The sequence below is a fragment of the Erythrobacter sp. RANMB8 genome, from assembly GCF_056848235.1.
In genome coordinates this window covers 1-22332 of the sequence record NZ_JBREHG010000013.1, presented here as the reverse complement: position 1 = coordinate 22332, position 22332 = coordinate 1, and the positions used below count along the sequence as shown (strand labels likewise).

Here is a 22332-nt window from a genome sequence, read left to right as displayed (position 1 = left end):
ACTGCATGACCACGATTGCCCGCGCCATCCGCGCCGCGCTGCTGACTGCCGATCCGCGTGCCAAGTGTTTCGCCACCCGCGAGCTGGCGCGGGGCTGGCGGCGCGGCGCGCTGGCGTGGGAATTCGATGTGGCGATGCCGGATCAGCCCGCCTGGCCCGATGCCCCCGAACTGCTCCCGCCGAATCAGATGCCCAAGCGCGGCAAGGGCGGATCGCAGCGCGGGCGAATCGCCCTGTGGCACAGCCTTGCCCATATCGAATTCGTCGCCATCGACCTCGCGCTCGATATGGCGGGGCGATTCGGGGCGAGCATGGGGCGCGAATTTGTCAGCGATTTTCTCGATGTCGCCGCCGACGAGGCGATGCATTTCGCGCTGCTGGCACGAAAGCTCGAACAGCTCGGCAGCCACTATGGCGCGCTGCCTGCCCACGCCGGATTGTGGGAGGCTGCCCACGCGACCCGCCACGATGTCGCCGCGCGCCTCGCGGTGGTGCCGATGGTGCTGGAGGCCCGCGGTCTGGACGTGACGCCCGCGACGCTGGAACGGGTGCGCGCAGCCGGTGACGCGGGCGGCGCGAAAATTCTCGCACGGATACTTGACGACGAAATCCGCCACGTCGCTTTCGGGACAAAGCACTTTTTGCGCTGTGCCGAAATGGCGCAGGCGAATCCCGAATCCCTTTGGCAGAACCTCGTAAAACGGCACTTTCGCGGGGTCGTTAAGCCACCGTTCAACGACTCGGCGCGTCTTGCAGCCGGTTTGTCGCGTGAATTTTACGCGGCGATTGCACATTAACGACTCACCCGGATAACCACACTCCAGCAAAGGCGCGCGATCGACGTGCCGGAAAATTCCAACGGCGAAACGCCGCTATCGGGAACCGGGTCAGTTATGAAATTTGCCGTGCGCCATGTCATGAAGCTTGCAGCATCAGCCTGCGCCGCATTTCTGGTTTCCGCCGCTTCGCCGGCCTTCGCCAACACCGCCAATTCCGCCACTGCCACCACCAGCGCCGACATTGTCGAGCCGGTGCGCGATGCGCAGGGCGATGTGGCTGCCAATAACGACATGCGCTTCAAGTCGCTGTTCACCAGCTGGACCGCGCTGGAACGCACCAGCCCGACGCTGGGCACCGGCCTCGATGTTCCGGCCTATTCCTCGCCGATCCCGCAGCGCGGCATTTCGGTGCCGTCGCGCATGCCGCTCGAAGGTGCGGCGCTGACCAGCGGTTTCGGGATGCGCACCCACCCTGTGCTCGGCGGCCGCCGCCAGCATCAGGGCATTGATCTCGCCGCGCCGACCGGCACCCCGGTCTATGCGACCGCCGACGGGATCGTGGGCCGCGCCGACTGGTATTCGAGCTACGGGCTGTTCATCAGCATCAACCACGGCGCTTCGATGGAAACCCGCTACGCCCACCTGTCGCGCCTTGCGGTTGCTGCGGGTGACAATGTGAAAAAGGGCGACCTGATCGGTTACGTCGGTTCGACCGGCCGTTCCACCGGTCCGCACCTGCATTACGAAGTCCGCGTCGAAGGGCTTGCAGTCAATCCGATTCCGTATATGGTAGAGAGCGAAGCACAGCTGGCTTACGCCCGCGATGCTCGTCTGACCGGCCAGGGCGGCGAATAAGCCCCCTTGTGCAAAGTCTCGGGCGAGCAAGCCTCACGAGATTGCCCGTGTAAACGGGCCGGACATTGGAGAGGGTGTCCGAACATGGCGGCGGGTTTACCCGCCGCCTTTTTTCTTGCCCGCTCCCGACCCGCCGCAACCGCGTTTTCGGTAGCATTTCCCATACCGTTTTTGCTTGCGGGGTAGCACGCCTCGCGTAATTTCCTCTCCAGGCCGTGTCAGCGGCAAGGGAGAGAGAAAACATGTCGATGCATCCGACCGCGCACGCCGCGGCCCGCCCCGATCACCCCGCTGTCATCATGACCGGATCGGGCAAGCAGATCACCTATGGCGAAATGGAGGCGGAATCGAACCGCTTTGCCCACCTGCTCCGCGCCCACGGGATCGGACAGGGGGATGCCTTTGCGGTGCTGCTGGAAAACCGCATCGAATATTTCACCCTGATCTGGGGATCGCAGCGCGCCGGCACGATGCTGGTGCCGATCTCGTCACGCCTGACCGCGCCCGAGGCCGCCTACATCATCCGCGACGCGCAGGCGAAGCTGCTGATCACCAGCGGCTATTTCAGCGGCCTCCTCGGCGATATCCGCGCCGAATGCCCCGGCCTTGCGGTGCTGGTGATGGATTCAGGCGATGCGGAGGATTTCGCCGCCGCGCTGGCCGCCCAGCCGGCAACCGCGATCCCCGACCAGCGCGCCGGGATGGTGATGCTCTATTCTTCCGGCACCACGGGCCGCCCCAAGGGCATCCGCCCCGCTCCGCCGGAGGACCCCGATCCGATGGCGCCCGTCCCGCTGCTCGGCCTTGCCACCATGGGTGCAGGCATGCCGGCCGATGGCTCGATGGTCTATCTCTCCCCCGCCCCGCTCTATCACGCTGCGCCGATCGGCTGGTGTTCGATCGTGCACCGGCTCGGCGGGACGGTGGTGATGATGGAGAAGTTCGATCCCGAAGAGGCGCTGAAGGCGATCGAGCGCTACAAGGTCACCGACAGCCAGTGGGTGCCGACCCATTTCGTGCGCTTCCTCAAGCTCGATCCCGCAGTGCGCAGCCGGTATGACCTGTCCAGCCACAAGCGTGCGCTCCACGCGGCTGCGCCCTGCCCCGTGCCGATCAAGCGCGAGATGATCGAATGGTGGGGCCCGATCGTGAATGAATACTACGCCGGCAGCGAAATGATCGGGATGACGCTGGTGAAGTCCGAACACTGGCTGATGAAGCCCGGCACGGTCGGCATCGCGGTGCACGGCAAGGTGCATGTGTGCGGGCCGGAGGGCGAGGAGCTGGGGCCGGATCAGGATGGCCTGATCTTCTTCGAGAACGAAAACCTGCCGACCTATCACAACGATCCGGCCAAAACCGCCGAGGCGATGCATCCCAAGGGCTGGATGACGCTGGGCGACATCGGCCATCTCGACAAGGACGGCTTCCTGTTCCTGACCGACCGCAAGAGCCACATGATCATCAGCGGCGGGGTGAACATCTACCCGCAGGAGATCGAGAACCTGCTCGTCACCCATCCCAAGGTGATGGACGCCGCGGTGATCGGCGCGCCCTGCCCCGATCTGGGCGAAAAGGTGGTGGCGGTGGTGCAGCCGAAGGACATGGCCCACGCCGGCCCCGATCTGGAGGCGGAGCTGCGCGATTTCCTCGCGCCCAGTCTCAGCAAGATCAAGATGCCCAAGCTGTTTGACTTCCGCCCCGAACTGCCCCGCGAGGCCAATGGCAAGCTCTACAAGCGCGAGCTGCGGGATGAATACGCGGCCAAGGCTGCGGCGGCATGAGCGGCGAGGCGGTGCTGCCCGGCGACATCGCCCGGCGGGTAATCGACCCGCACGCCTATGCGCAGTGGAGCGGGCTGCTCGACACCTTCGATGCCATCCGCGCCGAAACCCCGGTGGCAAAGGTGCAGCCGGACACGCCGGGCCTGTTCGAGCCGTTCTGGCTCGTCACCCGCTATGACGATGTGATGCGGATTTCGAAGGATAACGCGACCTTCCTCAACAACCCGCGTCCGGTGGTGTTCAGCTTCAACCAGGCGATCGAATTCAGCCGCGCGGCGACGGGATCGAACATGCTGGTCGATTCGCTGGTGGTGTTCGACGCGCCCATCCACCCCAAATACCGCAAGCTGACGCAGGAATGGTTCATGCCGAGGAACCTTGCGCAGCTGGAAGGCGAATTGCGGGCGCTGGCGGCGCGCACGGTCGACCGGATGCTGGAACTTGCACAGGCGCACGGCGGCGAGGTCGATTTCGTCAAGGAAGTCTCCGGCCCCTATCCCTTGCGGGTCGTCATGCAGATCCTCGGTGTGCCGCCCGAGGATGAATTCCGGATGCAGATGCTCACCCAGCAGCTGTTCGGCGGGCAGGACAAGGACCTGTCAGGCAGCGGCATGGACCAGATGACGCCCGAACAGGTGGTGCAGATCGTCGCGGGTGCGGTGAAGACCTTCGAGGATTACTTCGCCGCGCTGGCCGAGGATCGCCGCCGCAACCCGACCGACGATGTGGCAAGCGTGATCGCCAATGCCACTGTCGATGGCCAGCCGCTGCCGCCGCGCGACATGGCGGGCTATTACATCATCGTCGCCACCGCCGGGCATGACACCACATCGGCAAGCACCGCAGGCGCGATGCAGGCGCTGGCGAATGATCCGGAGCAATGGGCGCGGGTCAAGGCCGATCGCAGCCTGCTGCCCGGCATCGTCGAGGAAGCGATCCGCTGGACCAGCCCGGTGCAGCACTTCATGCGCACTGCGGCGGAGGATTGCGAGATCGGCGGGCAGGCGATCAAGAAGGGCGACTGGCTGATGATCAACTATGTCGCGGCCAATCACGATCCCGCGCAGTTCCCCGACCCGCGCAAATTCGATGCCGCCCGCTCGCCCAACCGCCACCTCGCCTTCGGTGCGGGCGCGCACCAGTGCCTTGGCCTGCATCTGGCCCGGCTGGAAATGCGGATCCTGTTCGAAGCCCTGCTCGACCGCGTGGCGAGCGTCGAACCGGCGGGCGAGGCCAAGCGCGCGAGCAGCACTTTTGTCGGCGGATTGAAGACCTTGCCGCTGAAGGTGGCGCCGGCCTGATCGGGGCCGCAAGAATCGGACAGACAGCGTCCGATTCCGCTTTGTCTTCAACAGTCTTTGCCCTAGCTTTCGGGGCATGGGATTGATGTTTTGCCGTGACATGGCGGAGCAGGCGGCATGAGCCTGCTGGCGGCCCACAACCTGCCGTTCCTGATCGCTTTCGGGGCGCTCGCGGTGATTGCCCTCTTGCAACTCACCGGGATTTCCGAGGTGATCGAGGGTGCGGGCGAATTTGACGGGGCTGACGGGCTGGAAGCTGGCGGCCTCGGCGAGGCGCTGACGACGCTGCTGGGGCTGGGCCGGGTGCCGTTCCTGATCTGGCTCGCCAGCCTGCTGTTCACCTTCGGCGCCGCAGGGCTGATCGGGCAATCGGTGATTGAAGGCACGTTCGGCGCGCCGCTGTCTGCCGGATGGGCGATGCTGGCCGCAGGCGGGGCGGCGCTGCCGCTCAACAGCCTGGCGATGCGCCCGCTCGCCGCGGTGCTGCCGAGGGACGAAACCACCGCGATCAGCCTCGATGATCTGGTGCGCCGCGATGCCGAAATCCAGATCGGCACCGCCCGCAGCGGCTCGCCGGCGCGGGCCAAGGTGATCGACATGCACGGGCAGGCCCATTTCGTGATGGTCGAACCGCACGATCCGGCACTCGAACTGAACGCAGGCGATACTGTCCTGCTCGTCCGCCGCGAGGGGGAAACCTTCTACGGCGTGCATTATGAAAGCCCGTTGCTCGGGCTTGATAGCTGAAAGGGGAAACGCAGATGGCTCTGACCACGTCCGGAGAATTGGCCACGTCGGGTGAACTGGCCTCCACCACCGGAGACCTGATCACTTACGGCGTTGTCGGCGTGGGCGGCCTGCTCTTCGTCATCATCTTCTTCGCCTTCCTCGTCCGGCTCTACCGCCGGGCAACCAAGGAAACCGCCTTCGTGCGCACAGGTCTCGGCGGCGAGAAGGTGGTGATGAACGGCGGCGCGCTGGTCTTCCCGGTGTTCCACGAAGCCATGCCGGTCAACATGAACACGCTGGTGCTGCCCGTGGTGCGGCGCGATAACGAGGCGCTGATCACGCTCGACCGGTTGCGGATCGACGTGAAGGCGGAATTCTACGTCCGAGTCCGCCCCGATGCGCAGGCCATCGCCATGGCCGCGCAGACGCTGGGCCAGCGCACGATGCAGCCCGATCTGCTCAAGGACCTCGTCGAAGGCAAGTTCGTCGACGCGCTGCGTTCGGTCGCGGCGGGGATGACGATGAACGAACTGCACGAACAGCGCGCCGATTTCGTGCAGAAGGTGCAGCAGGTTTCCTCGAACGACCTCGCGATGAACGGTCTGGAGCTGGAGTCGGTCTCGCTGACGGGCCTCGACCAGACCAGCATCGAACACTTCAACGCCAACAACGCCTTCGACGCCGAGGGTCTGACCAAGCTGACCGAGCAGATCGAGGCGCGCAAGAAGCTGCGCAACGATATCGAGCAAGACACCCGCGTCCAGATGGAAAGCAAGAACCTCGAAGCCGACAAGAAGAGCTTCGAGATTGCCCGCGATCAGGAATATGCGCGGCTGGAACAGGAGCGCGAGGTCGAAGTGCGGCGCGCGGCGCAGGCGGCGGAAATCGCCCGCGAACAGGCCGAGCGCAACCGCGAGGCCGAGGCCGCCCGGATCGAGGCCAAGAAGCAGGTCGATGCCCAGCAGATCGAAGCAGACCGCCTCGTCGAGGAAGCCCGCATCGACCAGCAGCGCGCGCTCGAAATCGCCCGGCAGGAACAGCAGATCGCGGTGCAGAACAAGTCCCGCGAGGAAAGCCAGGCCAAGGCCATCGCCGACGAGGCCCGCGCCAAGGCGGTCGAGGCCGAGGAACGCGTCGCCACCGCACGTGAACGCGAAATCGCCGAACGTCAGAAGACCATCGAGCTGATCGAAGCGGCCAAGCAGGCCGAACGCGACGCCATCGGCGTCAAGGTGCAGGCCGAAGCGGAAAAGGACGCCGCGACCAACCGCGCCCAGGCCCTCAAGTTCGAAGCCCAGGGCGAGGCCGAGGCCGAAAAGCTCCGCGCCGAAGCTGCCCGCGTGCGCTTCGAGGTGGAGGCCGCGGGTCAGCGCGCCATCAACGAGGCTGCCAATATCCTCTCGATGGAGCAGATCTCGCTCCAGACGAAGATGGCGCTGCTCAAGGTGCTGCCCGAGGTTATCCGCGAAAGCGCCAAGCCGATGGAAGCGATCGATTCGATCAAGATCGTGCAGGTCGATGGCCTCACCAATGGCGGGCGCGGTGCGGGCGACGGCGGTGCGTCAGGCGGCGGAGCGGGCGGCGGTTCGGGCAATCTTGCGTCCGATGCCGTGGCCGCAGCGCTCGCCTATCGCGCCCAGGCGCCGGTGCTCGACGGGCTGATGAAGGAGCTGGGGCTGGATGGCTCCTCGCTCTCGGGTATGGTCAAGGGCGCTGCCGATGCAGAGGCGGAGAAGCCTGCATCTGCGCCTGCACAGCCGGCAGAGGCCAAGCCCAAGCTGGCAAAAACCGCCAAGCCGCAGGACAGCAGCCCGGCCCCGCTGCCGGGCGGTGAAGCGGCGGAGTAAGCGAAGCCCCCCTCCCCGCAGGGAGGGGCGGAGCCTATCCCAGCAACCGCTGCGCAATCGCCCGCACATCCGCGCCCATGTCGGGCCGCGACAGGGCGATGGCCAGCGTCGCTTCGACAAAGCCGGTCTTGCTGCCGCAATCGTAACGCGCCCCGTCGAAGGTGACGGCGTGGAACGGCTGGGTGCCGATCATCTTGGCCATCGCGTCGGTCAGCTGGATTTCGCCGCCCGCGCCCTTTTCCTGACGTTCAAGCACCCGCATCACTTCGGGCTGGAGGATGTAGCGGCCCGATACGATCTTGTTCGAGGGCGCCTTGGCCACCGGCGGCTTTTCCACCAGCCCGCGCACCTCGGTCAGCGCACCCTTCTGCACGCCGGGATCGATCACGCCGTAGCTGGAAACCTGTTCCTGCGGGACTTCCAGCACCGAAACGAGGTTGCCGCCGACTTGCGCGTAGGCCTCGACCATCTGCTTCATGCAGCCGCTGCCGCCTTCGCGGGCGACCATCAGCTCGTCGGGCAGGAAGATCGCGAAGGGCTCGTCACCGACGATGGCGCGGGCGCACCAGATCGCATGGCCGAGGCCCAAAGGCACCTGCTGGCGCACCGCGATGACATCGCCGGGCGTGGCGCGGGTGCATTCCAGCACCGAAAGATCGCGCCCGCGTTCGGACATGGTCTTTTCCAGTTCGAAGGCGATGTCGAAATGCTCGACGATCCCGGTCTTGCCGCGCCCGGTGACGAAGATCATCTGCTCGATCCCCGCCTCGCGCGCTTCGTCCACGGCGTACTGGATCAGCGGGCGATCAACCACCGGCAGCAGTTCCTTGGGCACCACCTTGGTCGCGGGCAGGAAACGCGTTCCCAGCCCCGCAACGGGAAAAACGGCTTTACGGATCGGCTTGGGAGACATCTGGCACCTGCTGCTGGAATTTCGGCAAAGTCGTGCGCCCGTTTTCTGCCCCGTGCCGCGCCCTTGCGCGAAGGTCAATCACTGTTGGCAGCACGCCGCGCCATGTTGCGCCATAAGCACTTTTCGTTAAGGCTGGCGGAATGGACAAACTGATCATCCGTGGCGGCAACCGCCTTTCCGGCACCATCCCGATTTCCGGCGCGAAGAATGCAGCCCTGACGCTGATTCCCTGCGCGCTGCTGACCGAGGAGCCGCTGACACTGCGCAACCTGCCGCGGCTGGCGGATATCGACGGGTTCCAGCACCTGATGAACCAGTTCGGCGTCACCACCGTGATCCAGGGCACGCGGCCCGAGGATTTCGGCCGGGTGATGAGCATGGAGGCAACGCGGATCACCTCCACGGTCGCGCCCTATGATCTGGTGCGCAAGATGCGCGCGAGCATCCTCGTGCTTGGCCCGATGCTGGCGCGCAGCGGTGAGGCGACGGTTTCGATGCCCGGCGGCTGCGCCATCGGCAACCGCCCGATCGACCTGCACCTGAAGGCACTGGAAGCCTTCGGCGCGAGGATCGAGCTGGCGGCGGGCTATGTCCGCGCCACCCAGCCCGATGGCGGGATGCCGGGCGGCGATTTCGATTTCCCGGTGGTGTCTGTCGGCGCGACCGAGAACGCGCTGATGGCCGCGGTGCTGGCGAACGGCACCAGCCGGCTCTTCAATGCCGCGCGCGAGCCGGAAATCGTCGATCTGTGCAACATGCTGGTGGCGATGGGGGCGGAGATCGAGGGGATCGGCACCTCCAACCTCACCATCCACGGGGTGAAGCGCCTCCACGGCGCCACCTACCGCGTCATGCCCGACCGGATCGAGGCCGGCTCCTACGCCTGCGCCGCAGCGATCACCGGCGGCGAGGTGCGGCTTGAAGGCGCCCGCGCTGACGAGATGATGGCGACGATCCACGCGCTTCAGGCGATCGGGGTCGAAGTGACGTGGGATGCCAAGGGCATCAACGTCAAGGCGAGCGGCAAGCTCAAGGCCACCAACCTCACCACCGCGCCCTATCCCGGCCTTGCCACCGACATGCAGGCCCAGCTGATGGCGCTGCTGTGCAAGGCCGAAGGCGCGAGCGTGCTGAAGGAGACGATCTTCGAAAACCGCTTCATGCACGTGCCGGAACTGGCGCGGATGGGCGCGGACATCACCACCGAAGGCCGCACCGCGATCGTCAAGGGCGTCGAGCGGCTGACCGGCGCGGAAGTGATGGCGACCGACCTGCGCGCCTCGATGAGCCTCGTCATCGCCGCGCTGGCCGCCGAGGGCGAAACCACCGTGCGCCGCCTCTATCACCTCGACCGCGGTTATGAGCGGCTGGAGGAGAAGTTGCAGCTGGTCGGCGCGGATATCGAGCGGGTGGACGACTGACCTTCCTCGTCATTGCGAGCGCAGCGAAGCAATCCACGGCCTGAACTTGCAGCAAGCGGTCGGTCCATGGATTGCTACGGCCTTCGGCCTCGCAATGACGAAGGTTTGGCGGGTCAAAGTGCGTGCGCCAGGCCTCTCTTGACCCCCGCTAGACCCGCCTAGACCCCGTCTTGCCCTGATTTACGGCAATGTTTCACGTGAAACGTTGGCTAGGCGGCGTTCACCACCAGCCAGACGCGGATTGCGCTCGCCAGACCCGGCGGGGTGGGTGATTTGATCCGTTCGGCATCGATGCGGGCGACCAGCGCGGCGACCGCCACCCCCTCTCGCAGGGCGGCAGCTTTCAGCATCTCCCAGAACAGCGGTTCGAGGCTGATCGAGGTCTGGTGGCCCGCGATGGAAAGCGAGCGTTTGACCGGCGGGTGATAGGGGGAGGGTGTCTCCATTCCCCTCAAGTATTAGGCCGCTTCGAAGTCGTCCACATATTCGGGCAGGAACACCGGCTCGCGCAGGGACCAGCCCTCGGCGGTGGCGGCGGCTTCGGAAAGGCTCTGCAACAGCAGCTTGCGGCGTTCCGGGCGGATCACCGGCAGGGCGCTGGCGGCGCAGAAGGCGGCCGGCAGATAGGGCCGCACCCGTGCACCCAGCAGGCGTTCGTAGAGGAAGCGGAAGGCCGAAAAGCTCGCCAGGCGCTCCTGCTCCAGATCGAAAGCGGCAAGGCGCACCAGCTTGCCGAGAAACTGCTCGACCTCGTAAGCCGTGCCTTCATCCGGCACCAGCGCCCTCAATGCCTTCAAATCCTGATAGGCGACATATTGCCGGCGGATCGCGATATTCTCCGCCTCGGAGCGGCCCCAGCGGCGGAAGGCGTCGGTGCGGGCGAGGCCGATGTCGAGGCTGCGCTTGATGTAGCGCTGTTCACATGGGGCGAACCCGGCGAATTCCCGCATCTCGGCAATCGGCATTATCATGGCGCGTCTCCTTCGGACAGGGAGAACGTCGCCGAACTTGGTTAATTTAAGGTTAGGTGGTTTGTCACGCGAAGACGCGAAGACGCGAAGAGGTTAGCCCTTGCGGCGCAGCCGCACTCCCAAATCAGCGCAGATCAGGAATATGAAGGCCCTTCCGGGCCTTGAGCACCGACATCTTCGCGTCTTCGCGTGAACCGAATCAGATCAATCCCGCCAGCGGTGACGAGGGATCGGCATACATCCGCCGCGCCATGCGGCCCGCGAGATAGGCCTCGCGCCCGGCCTCCACGGCCAGCTTCATCGCGCGGGCCATGCGGATCGGGTCTTTCGCTTCCGCAATGGCGGTGTTCATCAGGATGCCGTCGCAGCCCAGCTCCATGCCGACCGCCGCATCCGAGGCCGTGCCGACCCCCGCATCGACCAGCACCGGCACCTTCGCGCCCTCGACGATCAGGCGGATGGTCACGCGGTTCTGGATGCCGAGGCCCGATCCGATCGGCGCGCCCAGCGGCATGATCGCCACCGCGCCCGCATCTTCCAGCTGCTTCGCGGCAATCGGATCATCGGCGCAATAGACCATGGGCAAGAAGCCCTCCTTGGCCAGCACCTCGGTCGCCTTCAGCGTTTCGCGCATGTCAGGGTAGAGCGTGCGCGCCTCGCCCAGCACCTCCAGCTTCACCAGATCCCAGCCCCCTGCCTCACGCGCCAGCCGCAGCGTGCGCACGGCCTCCTCGCCGGTGAAGCAGCCGGCGGTGTTGGGGAGATAGGTGATGCGCTTGGGGTCGATGAAATCGGTCAGCATCGGCGCCTTGGGATCGCTGACGTTCACCCGCCGCACCGCGACGGTGACGATCTCCGCGCCCGAAGCCTCGACCGCAGCCGCATTCTGTTCGAAGCTCTTGTACTTGCCCGTGCCGACGATCAGCCGGCTGCGGAACGTGCGGCCCGCGACCGTCCACGTATCCGCCGCGTGATCGCCCCCGCCGACGAAATGCACGATCTCCAGCGTGTCACCCTCGGCCAGCGGCGCCTCGCCCAGCGTCGAGCGCGGGACGATTTCGCCGTTGCGTTCAACCGCGACCTTTTCAGGCACAAGTTCCAGTTCGCGCACCAGCGCGGCAATCGTATCGGCGGCGGTGCGGTGGGGGGCACCGTTCAGGGTGATGCTCTTGGTCATGGCTGCGGACATAGGCGCTCGCGCCAAGGCTGCAACCACGAGTTTCGCCAAGGTTCAGCGGGCAGCGCGGATGTTGAGCAGGTGGGCGAAGGACACCAGCCCCACCCCGACCATGGTCAGCAGCAATTCGTTGGTGCCATGCGGGATCAGCAGCGCCCAGCCCATCAGCGCCAGCCCGATCATCGCCACAACAAAGGGCATGGGGCGGCGGTGGCGTAGCAGGCCCCAGCCGATCGCCACGCCCGCAACGCCAAGCGCCAGCAACAGGCCAACGCGGTGGATGTTCTCGTCCAGCAGGAAGTGCCCGCCCATCGCCCCGCCCAGCCCCAGCGCCGAAACGATGATCAGCGTGGCAAGGCAATGCACCGCACACAGCCCCGCGAGCCCGATCCCGATATGGTCGAGCCGGCGACGGAACGACGTCCGACTCGGAGGAGGCATGGTATTGTGGGGCATGTTGTGACCGCACATATGTAATGTTGTTACATTGTTCAAGCGCGGATGCATCCGCGGCACCTGTTCTTTTCGTGCAGACCCGTATGGCCTCGTTTGCGCTGTCCGCACCGCTGCTTGCGCCGAACGGGCTTGCGCAAGCGCGTGATGGGCGACATGGAACGAGCCGTCATGGCTACGTCTGCCTCTGTCTCGGACCTGTTCCGCTCCGCCCCCGAAAGCCGCGTCCGCCCGCTGGCGATTGCCCGCTGGCTTGAGGCTGTGGCCGCGCTGGTGGTGCTGATCGTGATGGTGGGCGGAATCACGCGCCTCACCGAAAGCGGGCTGTCGATCACCGAATGGAACGTGGTCAGCGGCATCCTTCCGCCCCTGACCGAGGCCGCCTGGCAGGCCGAATTCGCCAAATACCGGCTGACCGCCGAATACCAGCTGGAAAGCGGCCCGGCGGGGATGGATCTGGCCGCGTTCAAGTTCATCTTCTTCTGGGAGTGGTTCCACCGCATCCTTGGCCGGGTGATCGGCCTTGCATTCCTGCTGCCGCTGATCCTGTTCGCGGTGCGCCGCGCCATTCCGGCGGGCTATGGCTGGCGGCTCGCTGCGATGTTCGCGCTGATCTGCGGGCAGGGCGCACTGGGCTGGTACATGGTGTCGTCCGGCGTGGGCGAGACCGATCTGACCGATGTGAGCCACTTTCGCCTTTCGGCCCATCTGCTGACTGCGCTGTTCCTGCTGGCCGGACTGGTGTGGACCGCCCGCGACTTGCGGGTGCTCGCACGCGATCCGTCGGCACGTCCGGCCAGGCTGACCGGCGCTGCGGCGCTGGTGGCGGTGGTGCTGTTCATCCAGCTGCTGCTCGGTGCATGGGTGGCGGGGCTGAATGCGGGCCATGCCGCCTATGACTGGCCGCTGATGAACGGGCGCTTCTTCCCTGAAGCCGACTGGTCGCAAGGCGTGCTGTGGGCGCTGACCCACGATCCCTTCCTGCTGCAATTCCTGCACCGCTGGTGGGCGTGGGTGGCGGTGGCGGCGCTGGTGTGGCTTGCCCGCCGGGTGCGCAAGGCCGATCGCTTTGCTTCGGTCGCGGTGCACACCGCCTTCGGCACCATGGTGCTGCTCGGTATTGCCACGGTGATGAGCGGGGTGTCGCTGTGGATTGCCGCCGCGCACCAGCTGGTCGGCGCGCTGACGGTGGCAGCCACAGTACGGGCGATGCACAGCGATGGCCTTGCCCGCCAATCGCAGGTCGGGATCGCGGGCTGATGGCTGGCGACAGTCCGGCAGCCGCGCTGGTCTGGTGCCCCTTTCCCGATATCGACAGCGCCCGCGCGATCGCCGCGACGCTGCTCGATGAACGCCTGATCGCCTGCGCCAATATCCTCGGGCCGGTGGAAGCCCATTTTGTCTGGGAGGGGGAGCGCGGCAGCGCAGCGGAGATCGCGGCGCTGTTCAAGACCACGACCGACCGGCTCGAACAATGCGTTGCGCGTTTGGGGGTGCTGCATCCCTATGATACACCTGCCGTGACCGGCTGGCGCTGCGATGCGGCGCTTCCGGCAACCATGGCATGGCTGGCCGCAACGACACAGGGCGCCGGGGTGGCCGAAAACGGCGCGGCAGGTTGATCGGGCGGACTCTGCCTCGGGCAGAGTCATGGTCCGATAAGGGGGGAAGGCAATGATCGCGACGACCCGGCGAACGATGCTGGCTGCGCTGCTGGGGGCGGGCTTCGCTGGCCTTTCCGGAATGCCGGTCGCCGCGCTTCGGGCCGCGCCTGCCCTGCCCTTGCGCCTGCCTGACACTCCCTTGCGCCTCGCCAGAACGCTGCGGCGCGGACTTGGCGCTGATGCCGCGATCACCGTGCGGCGCGGCTGGGACGTGCGGTTCGACCGGCAGGCGCGCGGTATCATCGTTACCGGAGCGCAGGCCTATGCCGAGGTCAGCGCCCCGCCGCACCTCGCCGAACTGGCGCGGATCGAGAGCGGGCGCAGCGACAGCGCGATGTTTCCGATCATGCTGGCTGCCAACGGCGAAATCCTCAGCGAGGCGGGAACCCCGCCCGAAAGCGATGCCATCACCCAGGCGTTGCGCGCTGCCGAGGCGCTGATCGCGCGCCAGCCGGTGCCGCGGGACGAGCGCGAGACATACCGGCTCTATCTTGCGCAGGTTCACGATGCCGGCGCGACCTTGCTCGACACGCTCCCGCCCGATCTGCTGTTCCCGGCCGGCATTCCGGTCGAACGCGAGGAATTGGTGAGCCTGCCCGGCGGGCTGACTGGCAGCTTCGCGATGCGCTACACCTGCACCGCGCAGGCCGATGCGCCCTGGCTGAAGCTGGCCGAACGCCACATCGTGACCCGCATCGAAGGGTTGGAACGGCAGGCGCTGGAAAGCTGGACTCTGGGCCCGGCCTAGGGCCATTCCGGTCATGTGGTATTATTTTACCGCACCCCGAAACCCCGCTTTTGCTTGACTTTCGCGGGGTCGGACGACATTTGCGCCCGACTTCTCCGCCCGATCGGCTGATCGGGGGGCGATTCTCACGGATAGTCTCCGACAGACAGTTTCGAATCAAGGACACATGCCATGAAGGCGCTCACCAAGCAGACCCGGTCAGTGAAACCGGCCGAGGTCGAAAAGAACTGGCATATAATCGATGCCGACGGCCTCGTTGTCGGCCGTCTCGCCGCGATCATCGCCAACATCCTGCGCGGCAAGACCAAGCCGAGCTACACCCCGCACGTCGATTGCGGCGATCACGTGATCGTCATCAACGTCGAGAAGGTGAAGTTCACCGGCAACAAGATGGGCGACAAGGTCTATTACAAGCACACCGGCCACCCCGGCGGCATCAAGGAAACCACCCCCGCCAAGGTGCTGGGCGGCCGTTTCCCCGAGCGTGTGCTCGAAAAGGCTGTCGAACGCATGATTCCGCGCGGGCCCCTGGGTCGCCAGCAGATGAAGGCGCTGCACCTCTATGCCGGCACCGAACACCCGCATGACGGCCAGAAGCCGCAGGTGCTCGACGTTGCCTCCATGAACCGCAAGAACAAGGTCGCTGCATAATGGCTGACGAAACCACCACCGTCTCGGATCTCGCCGATCTGAAGGACATCGCCGGCAACGCTCCGCAGGGCGACGCTGCCGAAATCGCCCGCGTCACCGCTCCGCTGCGTCAGCGCGAAGTCGATGCGCAGGGCCGCGCCTACGCCACCGGCCGCCGCAAGGACGCCGTGGCCCGCGTGTGGGTCAAGCCGGGCACCGGCAAGATCACCATCAACGGCCGCGATCAGGAAACCTATTTCGCCCGTCCGACCCTGCGTCTGGTGATCAACCAGCCCTTCACCGTCACCGACCGCACCGGCCAGTATGACGTGGTTGCCACCGTGCGCGGCGGCGGTCTGTCGGGTCAGGCGGGCGCCGTGAAGCACGGCATCGCCCAGGCGCTGAGCAAGTACGAGCCCGAGCTGCGCAGCGCGGTGAAGGCCGAAGGCTTCCTCACCCGCGACAGCCGCGTGGTCGAGCGCAAGAAGTACGGCAAGGCCAAGGCCCGCCGCAGCTTCCAGTTCTCGAAGCGTTAATCGCGCTTCCGGCAACGGATACAACAAAGGGCGGCCCCGCAAGGGAGCCGCCCTTTTTGTTTGCGCCGCCCGCAAAAGCTCAGCGTTGCAGCAGCAATATCCCGAAAGCGAGCCCGCTGCCGCCGAAGAACACCGGCCACGACCAGTAGACCCGTGCCTCGGCCACCGGCAGCAGGTGGATCGCCAGCGGCCCCGCGCTGGTGCCCTGCGATCCGATCACCAAAGCGATAGCCGCGGACAGGATCGCTCCGAATGTCAGTGCCTTGACGAGATCCATCTGCCTTGCCCCTTCAAGAACATGGCCGCGCCCGAAGGACGCCGGCAGCAGCGATTTCACCAACAAAACCTTAACGCCAATACTAGGGAAAAGGTTAAAGCGGTTTCCCGTCAAACGCCGTAGCGCGCTCTGCCTGCCCGAACCGCAGGTGCGTGTCGATCACCCCGCCCGGCTCGCAGGTGATCACCCGCCACGATGCCGGCGCGCCGTGACGCAGGCGGGTGGACAGCGTGCCGGTGCCGATGATCCGCATGCTTTGCCCGCCGCTGGTGCGGATCTGGTCGAACGGCACATGCACATGGCCAGAAATCATCGCATGCGCCCCGGCAGCGGCAATCCGCGCAAAGGCCTCGTCCCCGCCGATGGTCGGGTTCTTGCGCGCCCCTTCCGGCCCCAGCAACGGATGGTGCGCGATGACGATGATGGTGCGCGGGTCACCTTTCAGCGCGGCAAGGGCATCGAGCGTCGCGGCGAGCGCGGCAGGCTTCACCACCCCGTCCGACCACGGAAACCGGGTCTGCGCCGCCACCGTCGTGCGCAGCGGCACCAGCACCACATCGGGCGAAACGAACGCGCTCCCCACCGCCGCCTTCAGCCGCTCGTACCGCCGGAACGGATCGGTGAAGCGCTCCCACGGGTTGTAATAGGGCATGTCGTGGTTGCCCGGCTCCAGCACCACCGGCACCCCGAGCGCGGCGAACCATCGCTGCGCGGCGGCATATTCAGAATGCTTGGCGCGCTGGGTGAGATCGCCGGTGCACACCACCGCATCGGGCTGCTCTTCAGCCACGGCGCGGGCCACGGCATCGAGCGCGGCGGCATCCTCCACCCCGAAATGGACATCGCTGATATGGAACAGCCGCGTGGTCATCGGGCGGGCCTTATATCCGCCCTGTCAGGATCAGCCAGGCCGCAACCCCGTTGAAGGCGGTATAGCCCGCATAGGCAAAGGCGAAGGCAGGCCAGCCTTCGACCGACAGCAGCAGCGCAAAGAACAGCACCGCAAACTCGCTGCCCAGCGCGGCACGGCGGCCGAAGGTGCGGCTGACCTGCGGGAGCCGCGCCAGCATCGGGTGCCCGCTTTCGAACACCGCCCGGTTCAGCGCGAAATTGGCGATTCCCATGATGAAGATGGTGATGGTCGCCCAGTTCATGGGGCCAGTATGGCGATGCGCCGGTCGATTGGAAACCGCCATTTGTCCCCCGTTTCGCACCATTGGTCATTGCGCAGTCTCATCGGTCGGACGGTTGACGCGGGTTTGTCGAGGCGCGGATGCGGCCGGTGTGTGATGGGCGTAATACAGGTTCCAGCAGGATGACTGGCACCCCCCGGACCGGGCCCCCGCCCCGTCACAGGCACCCTGCATACGGAGGATGACCTTATGAAACCCCTTGCAAAAACAATGGCCTCTGCCCTTGTGGCGATCGGCCTTGCCGGCACCGCGATCAGCCCCGCTTTCGCAGGCGAGGCCGAGCTGATGACGATCGCAGTGCCCACCAACGACCTCAACCTTGGCACCGCTGCCGGTCAGCGCACGCTCGACCAGCGGCTGGAAAAGGCGGTGCGCACCGTATGCCGCACCAGCAGCCTTTCCACCGGATCGCGGATCCTGACGCAGGAAGCCAAGGCCTGCCTCGCCAAGGCCCGCGCCGATGTGAAGCGGCAGGTCGCCGCGCTCTACACCGGCAAGGAACAACGCGGCGGCTGAACCGCGAAACTCACTCTGCGCCTACCTCAACGCGCAGATGATGCGGCCCGAACCCTTCCAGTCCCTAGGGTTCGGGCCGTTTTTGTGTGAGCCACCTTTGGTGGTGCAGGCCACCCGCCTCACCTTCCCGCCATCGCCTTGACGCGGGCGAGGTAGGTGCGGCCGATCCGCAGCGCCTCGCCGTTGACCAGCTCTGCCGACCATACGCCAAGCCCGTCGTGCCGAAGCCCGCGGATATGGTCGCGGCGCAGGATGGTGGAACGGTGGATGCGGATGAACTGTTCGGGATCGAGCCGTTCTTCCAGCCCCGCGATGGTCTGGAGCAGCAGGTAGGACCGCTGCGCATCCGGCCCGCCGACATGCAGGCGCACGTAATCGCGCTCGGCATCGATCTGGTGGACTTCGCTCACCGCGATGCGCAGCAGTTCGGAACGGTGCGGCACCCACAGCTCGTCGAGATAGCGGCTGGCGCGCTGGCGGCGCTGTCCGCGGCGGGCGACGGCGCGTTCGATGGCCCGCTCCAGCCGGTCGGCCGATACGGGCTTGAGGACATAATCCACCGCTTCCAGATCGAAGGCCTCGACGGCGAAATGATCATGCGCGGTGACGAAGATCACCACCGGCGCCTGTTCCTGCGCGGCGAAATGCTGGGCGACCCCCAGCCCGTCAAGCTCGGGCATGGTCATGTCGAGCAGCACCAGATCGGGGGCGAGCTTTTCAGCCAGCCGCAGCGCGGCAGCGCCATCGCTGGCGGTGCCGACCACGCGCACAGCGGGGATTTCGGCGCAGATCACCTGCACCCGTTCCACCGCCAGCGGCTCGTCATCGACGATGAGGGTTCGCAGGGCGGTCTGTTCGGCGTTGCTGTCAGGCATCGTGATTCACCGGACGGTTTGCGGGTTTGGACAGGGGAATACGGATTTCGGTGCGATAGCCGCCCGCAACCGGGGCCGAGGCAAAGCCGATATCGGGGCCGAAGCGCGCCTCCAGCCGGTCGCCCACATTGGCAAGGCCGATGCCGAATCCGTGGCTTTCGCCCGCCGGAACGCCGGGGCCATCATCGCTGACGGTGATCACCAGCCGGTCAAACTCCTCGCGCGCAGCGAGCGTGATGGTGACCGGACGCGACACGGGCGACACGGCATATTTGACCGAGTTTTCGACCAGCGGTTGCAGGATCATCCCCGGCACGCGGGCCTCGGCCAGATCGTCCGGCAGATCGAACACCGTCACCAGCCGCGTGGGAAAGCGCACCGCCTCGATATCGAGATAGAGCTTCTGCAGATCGAATTCGTCCTTCAGCGCAACGTCGGCGGTCGGCTCGTTGGCGAGGGAGTGGCGGTAGAAGCGGCTGATCGTCTGGATCATGCGCTCGGCGCGGTCGGCCTTGCCCGTCATCACCAGCGCCGAGAGGGAATTCAGGGTGTTGAACAGGAAGTGCGGGTTGACCTGATAGCGCAAGGATCGCAGCTCGGCGGCCTTGGCAGCGGAACGGAACTGTTCCTCGCGCCGCTGCGACGCCTGCGCCTGCACGCCCGCCAGCAGCGCGAAATAGGTCGAGGCCCAGGCCAGCAGCAGGAAATAGCGTCCCAGCGCCACATCCAGCAGCTTGCGCCAGAAATCGGCATAGGTTTCCGCCGGCGCGATGATCACCGATTCCGGCGCGACCACGTCTTCTTCGGGCGGGGCACTAGCGGTCTGCCCTCCTTCGTCCGGCGCATCGCCAGCTGCCGGGCTGACCCGCCGAACCGGCACATCGACCAGCAGATTGCCGGATTCGTCACGGCGCAGGTTGAGGTTGTATTTTCTGGCGTAGGCCTGCTCCTGCGCGGCCTCCATGTCCTTGAAAACGATGTAATTGACCTGCCCGATCGCCATCGCGACCGGCATTGCCAGCACCAGCGCGGCGGAAATCTTGATCCACAGCGCCTTGTGATCGACCAGCCGCAGCAGCAGCCACAGCACCATGGTCAGCCCCACGCCCACCCCCGTGACCAGCAGGCGCCGCCAGCCGAGTTCGAACTGGAAGCCGAAATCCATCACCAGCGCGCGGAAGGTGGTGAGCAGGAAATAGGTCGCCCACAGCACCAGCATGGAGATCAGCACCATGCGGAACGGCACGGTCGCGGCGGTCCCGGCGGGGACGGTTTCGGCAGATCGGTTGGTCGTCATTATGTCCGAAAGCGATAACGCCCCCGCCGGGCTAATGCCACTGGCGAGGGCGCACATCGTCGGCCAGCATCGGACCTTGGTCGAAAGCTGAACCGGTATTCAGGGGTCGATCAATCCCGCGGGCGGATCATGTCGGACGGCACCACCCACTGCGCGAACTGCTCTTCGGTCAGCAGACCCAGCTCCAGCGCGGCTGCCTTGAGAGTCGTGCCTTCGGCGTGAGCCTTCTTGGCAATCTTGGCGGCGTTGTCATAGCCGATGTGCGGATTGAGCGCGGTCACCAGCATCAGGCTTTCGTTCAGAAGCTGGGTGATGCGGGTGGTGTTCGCCTCGATCCCGACCACGCAGTTGTCGGTGAAGGCGTGGCTGGCGTCGCCGATCAGCTTCATCGATTGCAGCACGTTGTAGATGATCACCGGCTTGAACACGTTGAGTTCGAGGTGGCCGTGCGATCCGGCGACCGTCACCGCCATGTGGTTGCCCATCACCTGCGCACAGACCATCGTCATCGCCTCGCACTGGGTCGGGTTGACCTTGCCCGGCATGATCGATGAGCCCGGCTCGTTGGCAGGAAGCGAAAGCTCGCCAAGGCCCGAGCGCGGGCCGGAGCCCAGCAGGCGGATGTCGTTGGCGATCTTCATCAGGCTCACGGCGAGCACATTCAGCGCGCCCGAAATCTCGACCATCGCATCATGCGCGGCGAGCGCTTCGAACTTGTTGGGCGCGGTGACGAAATCATGGCCGGTGGCGGCGGCGACTTCGGCGGCGAAGGCGATGTCAAAGCCGACCTTGGCGTTGATCCCCGTGCCCACGGCCGTGCCGCCCTGCGCCAGTTCCAGCACACGGGGCAGCGCCGCTTCGACGCGGGCGATGCCGTATTCGACCTGCTTGGCATAGCCCGAAAATTCCTGCCCCAGCGTCATCGGGGTCGCATCCTGCAGATGGGTGCGGCCGATCTTGACGATGTCGGCAAACTCCTTCGCCTTGGCATCGAGCGCGCGATGCAGCTTCTTGAGGGCGGGCAGCAGGTGATCCAGCGCCTCGACCGCAGCGGCGATATGCATCGCGGTGGGGAAAGTGTCGTTCGACGACTGGCCCATGTTGCAGTGGTCGTTGGGGTGCACCGGGCTCTTGCCGCCCCGGTTGCCGGTGAGGATTTCGTTGGCGCGGCTGGCGATCACCTCGTTGGCGTTCATGTTCGACTGGGTGCCCGATCCCGTCTGCCACACCACCAGCGGGAACTGGTCGGCCAGCGTGCCGTCGATCACCTCGCGCGCGGCGGCGACAATCGCCTCGCCGAGCCTCGCATCGAGCACGCCGAGCTTCATGTTGGCCTTGGCCGCCGACAGCTTCTGGATGCCCAATGCACGCACCAGGGCGGGCGGCATCTTCTCGCCGCCGATCGGGAAGTTGACGATCGAACGCTGCGTCTGCGCGCCCCAGTGGACGTGGGCGGGCACCGCCACTTCGCCGAGCGAATCCGTTTCGATCCGCATTTCCTGCCCGGTTGCTGTCATGTCACTCATCGAAGCCATCCCTCACTCAATCGAATAGAATCCCGCAGGATCACGCGCCCCCCTAAGCACTCCCCGCAAGCGAGGTCAAAGCCCGAAATCGCGAGTGCCGGCAGCGGTCATAAGGCCTTGGAACGCGCGCGCCGCAGGTCTAAGGCCGCACCGCAGCAAGACTTGACGGACTGTATTGCGATACCAATACAGTTCCCCGGAGTAGATGTGAACGACATGACCACGACCCTGCAAGATTCCCCCTCGGCCACCGCCCGCCGCGCCATGATCGACAGCCAGCTGCGCACCAGCGGCGTGAACGAGGAATATGTGCTGGCACGCATGATCGCTGTCCCGCGCGAGGATTTCCTGCCCGCCGACAAGGCGCCCTTCGCCTATATCGACCGCGCCGTGGCGCTGGGAGACGCGGGCCACCTCGCCGCACCGCTGTTCTACGGCAAGCTGCTGCTCGAAGCCGCGCCGCTGCCTGACGACCGCGTGCTGGTGGTGGAAGGCGGCACCGGCTACCTCGCCGAACTGCTGCGCCCGCTGGTGGCCGGTCTTGCCACGATCTCCGCAGCCGAAGCCGCAACCACGGCTGCTGCGGGCAATTATACGCTGATCGTGGTCGACGGCGCGATCGAGCAGCTGCCCGATGGCCTTGCCGCACAGCTCGCCGAAGATGGCCGGATCGTCACCGGTCTGGTGCTGCGGCAGGTCACCCGGCTGGCGGCGGGCCGCAAGGTTGCAGGGCAGGTCAACCTTCAGCCGGTCGAGGATCTCGGCATTCCGGTGCTCCATGCCTTCGATGCGCCCAGGGGCTGGACCTTCGCGTGAAGCCTGCTCGCGCCTCGTTCGGGC

The 22332-nt window shown here is 65.9% G+C and carries 25 protein-coding genes; 14 read left to right on the top strand and 11 right to left on the bottom strand.

Annotated elements, in window-relative coordinates:
• Positions 1-5: 5 nt before the first annotated feature.
• From ACU0AG_RS13345 to ACU0AG_RS13320, 6 genes are all read left to right on the top strand, one after another.
• Positions 6-797 carry a ferritin-like domain-containing protein gene (locus tag ACU0AG_RS13345; protein WP_482782768.1) on the top strand — a complete coding sequence of 264 codons (792 nt, stop codon included), beginning with the start codon at positions 6-8 and terminating at the stop codon, positions 795-797.
• A 120-nt stretch (positions 798-917) separates the two neighbouring features.
• The gene (locus ACU0AG_RS13340) at positions 918-1634 is read left to right on the top strand and encodes a M23 family metallopeptidase (protein ID WP_482782767.1); all 717 of its coding nucleotides are present in this window, start codon (positions 918-920) and stop codon (positions 1632-1634) included.
• A 242-nt stretch (positions 1635-1876) separates the two neighbouring features.
• A complete protein-coding gene (locus tag ACU0AG_RS13335) occupies positions 1877-3418 on the top strand; it encodes an acyl-CoA synthetase (RefSeq protein ID WP_482782766.1) in 1542 nt (513 codons plus the stop codon).
• On the top strand, positions 3415-4719 hold the full coding sequence (locus ACU0AG_RS13330; protein WP_482782765.1) for a cytochrome P450: 1305 nt from the start codon (positions 3415-3417) through the stop codon (positions 4717-4719). The genes ACU0AG_RS13335 and ACU0AG_RS13330 overlap by 4 nt, the downstream gene beginning before the upstream one ends.
• Positions 4720-4836: 117 nt before the next feature.
• Positions 4837-5466 (top strand): OB-fold-containig protein, encoded by a 630-nt coding sequence (locus ACU0AG_RS13325; RefSeq protein ID WP_482782764.1) that lies wholly within the window; start codon positions 4837-4839, stop codon positions 5464-5466.
• A 14-nt stretch (positions 5467-5480) separates the two neighbouring features.
• Positions 5481-7295, top strand: a complete 1815-nt coding sequence (locus ACU0AG_RS13320) for a flotillin family protein (RefSeq protein WP_482782763.1) — start codon at positions 5481-5483, stop codon at positions 7293-7295.
• 34 nt (positions 7296-7329) lie between these two features.
• On the opposite strand, the gene ACU0AG_RS13315 is transcribed toward ACU0AG_RS13320, so the two are convergent.
• Positions 7330-8208 carry a UTP--glucose-1-phosphate uridylyltransferase gene (locus ACU0AG_RS13315; RefSeq protein WP_482782762.1) on the bottom strand — a complete coding sequence of 293 codons (879 nt, stop codon included), beginning with the start codon at positions 8206-8208 and terminating at the stop codon, positions 7330-7332.
• Between the two features lie 140 nt (positions 8209-8348).
• Here ACU0AG_RS13315 and murA point away from each other — a divergent pair, with 140 nt between their 5' ends.
• A complete protein-coding gene (gene murA, locus ACU0AG_RS13310) occupies positions 8349-9629 on the top strand; it encodes a UDP-N-acetylglucosamine 1-carboxyvinyltransferase (protein ID WP_482782761.1) in 1281 nt (426 codons plus the stop codon).
• Between the two features lie 209 nt (positions 9630-9838).
• Here murA and ACU0AG_RS13305 read toward each other — a convergent pair whose 3' ends face one another.
• The 4 genes from ACU0AG_RS13305 to ACU0AG_RS13290 form a co-directional block, all read right to left on the bottom strand.
• Complete coding sequence (locus tag ACU0AG_RS13305; protein WP_482782760.1) at positions 9839-10075, bottom strand: ribbon-helix-helix domain-containing protein; 237 nt, start codon at positions 10073-10075, stop codon at positions 9839-9841.
• Positions 10076-10087: 12 nt separating this feature from the next.
• On the bottom strand, positions 10088-10600 hold the full coding sequence (locus ACU0AG_RS13300) for a hypothetical protein (RefSeq protein ID WP_482782759.1): 513 nt from the start codon (positions 10598-10600) through the stop codon (positions 10088-10090).
• A gap of 199 nt (positions 10601-10799) precedes the next feature.
• Entirely contained in the window at positions 10800-11777 is a 978-nt protein-coding gene (gene thiS, locus ACU0AG_RS13295) for a sulfur carrier protein ThiS (protein WP_482782758.1), read from the bottom strand.
• A 54-nt stretch (positions 11778-11831) separates the two neighbouring features.
• On the bottom strand, positions 11832-12218 hold the full coding sequence (locus ACU0AG_RS13290; protein ID WP_482782757.1) for a MerC domain-containing protein: 387 nt from the start codon (positions 12216-12218) through the stop codon (positions 11832-11834).
• 183 nt (positions 12219-12401) lie between these two features.
• Between ACU0AG_RS13290 and ACU0AG_RS13285 the strand changes: the two genes are divergently transcribed.
• From ACU0AG_RS13285 to rpsI, 5 genes are all read left to right on the top strand, one after another.
• Complete coding sequence (locus ACU0AG_RS13285) at positions 12402-13490, top strand: COX15/CtaA family protein (protein ID WP_482782756.1); 1089 nt, start codon at positions 12402-12404, stop codon at positions 13488-13490.
• Positions 13490-13852, top strand: a complete 363-nt coding sequence (cutA, locus tag ACU0AG_RS13280; protein WP_482782755.1) for a divalent-cation tolerance protein CutA — start codon at positions 13490-13492, stop codon at positions 13850-13852. The genes ACU0AG_RS13285 and cutA overlap by 1 nt, the downstream gene beginning before the upstream one ends.
• A gap of 52 nt (positions 13853-13904) precedes the next feature.
• A complete protein-coding gene (locus ACU0AG_RS13275; RefSeq protein ID WP_482782754.1) occupies positions 13905-14642 on the top strand; it encodes a hypothetical protein in 738 nt (245 codons plus the stop codon).
• Between the two features lie 171 nt (positions 14643-14813).
• Positions 14814-15293: a 50S ribosomal protein L13 gene (gene rplM / locus ACU0AG_RS13270; RefSeq protein ID WP_482782753.1), complete on the top strand. Its 480-nt coding sequence runs from the start codon at positions 14814-14816 to the stop codon at positions 15291-15293.
• Positions 15293-15808 (top strand): 30S ribosomal protein S9, encoded by a 516-nt coding sequence (rpsI, locus tag ACU0AG_RS13265; protein ID WP_482782752.1) that lies wholly within the window; start codon positions 15293-15295, stop codon positions 15806-15808. The genes rplM and rpsI overlap by 1 nt, the downstream gene beginning before the upstream one ends.
• A 79-nt stretch (positions 15809-15887) precedes the next feature.
• On the opposite strand, the gene ACU0AG_RS13260 is transcribed toward rpsI, so the two are convergent.
• From ACU0AG_RS13260 to ACU0AG_RS13250, 3 genes are read right to left on the bottom strand one after another with little or no spacing between them, the layout of a single operon-like run.
• Positions 15888-16145, bottom strand: coding sequence for a hypothetical protein (locus ACU0AG_RS13260; RefSeq protein ID WP_482782751.1), 258 nt, complete (start codon positions 16143-16145; stop codon positions 15888-15890).
• Positions 16146-16179: 34 nt separating this feature from the next.
• Positions 16180-16956 (bottom strand): metallophosphoesterase family protein, encoded by a 777-nt coding sequence (locus ACU0AG_RS13255; RefSeq protein ID WP_482782750.1) that lies wholly within the window; start codon positions 16954-16956, stop codon positions 16180-16182.
• A 10-nt stretch (positions 16957-16966) separates the two neighbouring features.
• Positions 16967-17239: a hypothetical protein gene (locus ACU0AG_RS13250; RefSeq protein WP_482782749.1), complete on the bottom strand. Its 273-nt coding sequence runs from the start codon at positions 17237-17239 to the stop codon at positions 16967-16969.
• 249 nt (positions 17240-17488) lie between these two features.
• Between ACU0AG_RS13250 and ACU0AG_RS13245 the strand changes: the two genes are divergently transcribed.
• Complete coding sequence (locus ACU0AG_RS13245) at positions 17489-17794, top strand: UrcA family protein (protein ID WP_482782748.1); 306 nt, start codon at positions 17489-17491, stop codon at positions 17792-17794.
• A gap of 119 nt (positions 17795-17913) precedes the next feature.
• Here the strand turns inward: ACU0AG_RS13245 and ACU0AG_RS13240 are convergent, their stop codons facing one another.
• The 3 genes from ACU0AG_RS13240 to fumC form a co-directional block, all read right to left on the bottom strand.
• Entirely contained in the window at positions 17914-18669 is a 756-nt protein-coding gene (locus tag ACU0AG_RS13240; protein WP_482782747.1) for a LytR/AlgR family response regulator transcription factor, read from the bottom strand.
• Positions 18662-19966, bottom strand: a complete 1305-nt coding sequence (locus ACU0AG_RS13235) for a histidine kinase (RefSeq protein WP_482782746.1) — start codon at positions 19964-19966, stop codon at positions 18662-18664. The genes ACU0AG_RS13240 and ACU0AG_RS13235 overlap by 8 nt, the downstream gene beginning before the upstream one ends.
• Before the next feature lie 110 nt (positions 19967-20076).
• Complete coding sequence (fumC, locus tag ACU0AG_RS13230; RefSeq protein WP_482782842.1) at positions 20077-21483, bottom strand: class II fumarate hydratase; 1407 nt, start codon at positions 21481-21483, stop codon at positions 20077-20079.
• 225 nt (positions 21484-21708) lie between these two features.
• On the opposite strand from fumC, the gene ACU0AG_RS13225 reads away from it, so the two are divergent.
• Positions 21709-22308: a protein-L-isoaspartate O-methyltransferase family protein gene (locus tag ACU0AG_RS13225; protein WP_482782841.1), complete on the top strand. Its 600-nt coding sequence runs from the start codon at positions 21709-21711 to the stop codon at positions 22306-22308.
• The last annotated feature ends 24 nt before the right edge of the window (positions 22309-22332 follow it).

Excerpts from the sequence above, each read along its gene's own strand:
- ACU0AG_RS13345 (WP_482782768.1), top strand. The coding sequence starts at position 6 with ATGACCACGATTGCCCGCGCCATCCGCGCCGCGCTGCTGACTGCCGAT.
- ACU0AG_RS13340 (WP_482782767.1), top strand. The coding sequence starts at position 918 with ATGAAGCTTGCAGCATCAGCCTGCGCCGCATTTCTGGTTTCCGCCGCT.
- ACU0AG_RS13335 (WP_482782766.1), top strand. The coding sequence starts at position 1,877 with ATGTCGATGCATCCGACCGCGCACGCCGCGGCCCGCCCCGATCACCCC.
- ACU0AG_RS13330 (WP_482782765.1), top strand. The coding sequence starts at position 3,415 with ATGAGCGGCGAGGCGGTGCTGCCCGGCGACATCGCCCGGCGGGTAATC.
- ACU0AG_RS13325 (WP_482782764.1), top strand. The coding sequence starts at position 4,837 with ATGAGCCTGCTGGCGGCCCACAACCTGCCGTTCCTGATCGCTTTCGGG.
- ACU0AG_RS13320 (WP_482782763.1), top strand. The coding sequence starts at position 5,481 with ATGGCTCTGACCACGTCCGGAGAATTGGCCACGTCGGGTGAACTGGCC.
- ACU0AG_RS13315 (WP_482782762.1), bottom strand. The coding sequence starts at position 8,208 with ATGTCTCCCAAGCCGATCCGTAAAGCCGTTTTTCCCGTTGCGGGGCTG.
- murA (WP_482782761.1), top strand. The coding sequence starts at position 8,349 with ATGGACAAACTGATCATCCGTGGCGGCAACCGCCTTTCCGGCACCATC.
- ACU0AG_RS13305 (WP_482782760.1), bottom strand. The coding sequence starts at position 10,075 with ATGGAGACACCCTCCCCCTATCACCCGCCGGTCAAACGCTCGCTTTCC.
- ACU0AG_RS13300 (WP_482782759.1), bottom strand. The coding sequence starts at position 10,600 with ATGATAATGCCGATTGCCGAGATGCGGGAATTCGCCGGGTTCGCCCCA.
- thiS (WP_482782758.1), bottom strand. The coding sequence starts at position 11,777 with ATGACCAAGAGCATCACCCTGAACGGTGCCCCCCACCGCACCGCCGCC.
- ACU0AG_RS13290 (WP_482782757.1), bottom strand. The coding sequence starts at position 12,218 with ATGCCTCCTCCGAGTCGGACGTCGTTCCGTCGCCGGCTCGACCATATC.
- ACU0AG_RS13285 (WP_482782756.1), top strand. The coding sequence starts at position 12,402 with ATGGCTACGTCTGCCTCTGTCTCGGACCTGTTCCGCTCCGCCCCCGAA.
- cutA (WP_482782755.1), top strand. The coding sequence starts at position 13,490 with ATGGCTGGCGACAGTCCGGCAGCCGCGCTGGTCTGGTGCCCCTTTCCC.
- ACU0AG_RS13275 (WP_482782754.1), top strand. The coding sequence starts at position 13,905 with ATGATCGCGACGACCCGGCGAACGATGCTGGCTGCGCTGCTGGGGGCG.
- rplM (WP_482782753.1), top strand. The coding sequence starts at position 14,814 with ATGAAGGCGCTCACCAAGCAGACCCGGTCAGTGAAACCGGCCGAGGTC.
- rpsI (WP_482782752.1), top strand. The coding sequence starts at position 15,293 with ATGGCTGACGAAACCACCACCGTCTCGGATCTCGCCGATCTGAAGGAC.
- ACU0AG_RS13255 (WP_482782750.1), bottom strand. The coding sequence starts at position 16,956 with ATGACCACGCGGCTGTTCCATATCAGCGATGTCCATTTCGGGGTGGAG.
- ACU0AG_RS13250 (WP_482782749.1), bottom strand. The coding sequence starts at position 17,239 with ATGAACTGGGCGACCATCACCATCTTCATCATGGGAATCGCCAATTTC.
- ACU0AG_RS13245 (WP_482782748.1), top strand. The coding sequence starts at position 17,489 with ATGGCCTCTGCCCTTGTGGCGATCGGCCTTGCCGGCACCGCGATCAGC.
- ACU0AG_RS13240 (WP_482782747.1), bottom strand. The coding sequence starts at position 18,669 with ATGCCTGACAGCAACGCCGAACAGACCGCCCTGCGAACCCTCATCGTC.
- ACU0AG_RS13235 (WP_482782746.1), bottom strand. The coding sequence starts at position 19,966 with ATGACGACCAACCGATCTGCCGAAACCGTCCCCGCCGGGACCGCCGCG.
- fumC (WP_482782842.1), bottom strand. The coding sequence starts at position 21,483 with ATGACAGCAACCGGGCAGGAAATGCGGATCGAAACGGATTCGCTCGGC.
- ACU0AG_RS13225 (WP_482782841.1), top strand. The coding sequence starts at position 21,709 with ATGACCACGACCCTGCAAGATTCCCCCTCGGCCACCGCCCGCCGCGCC.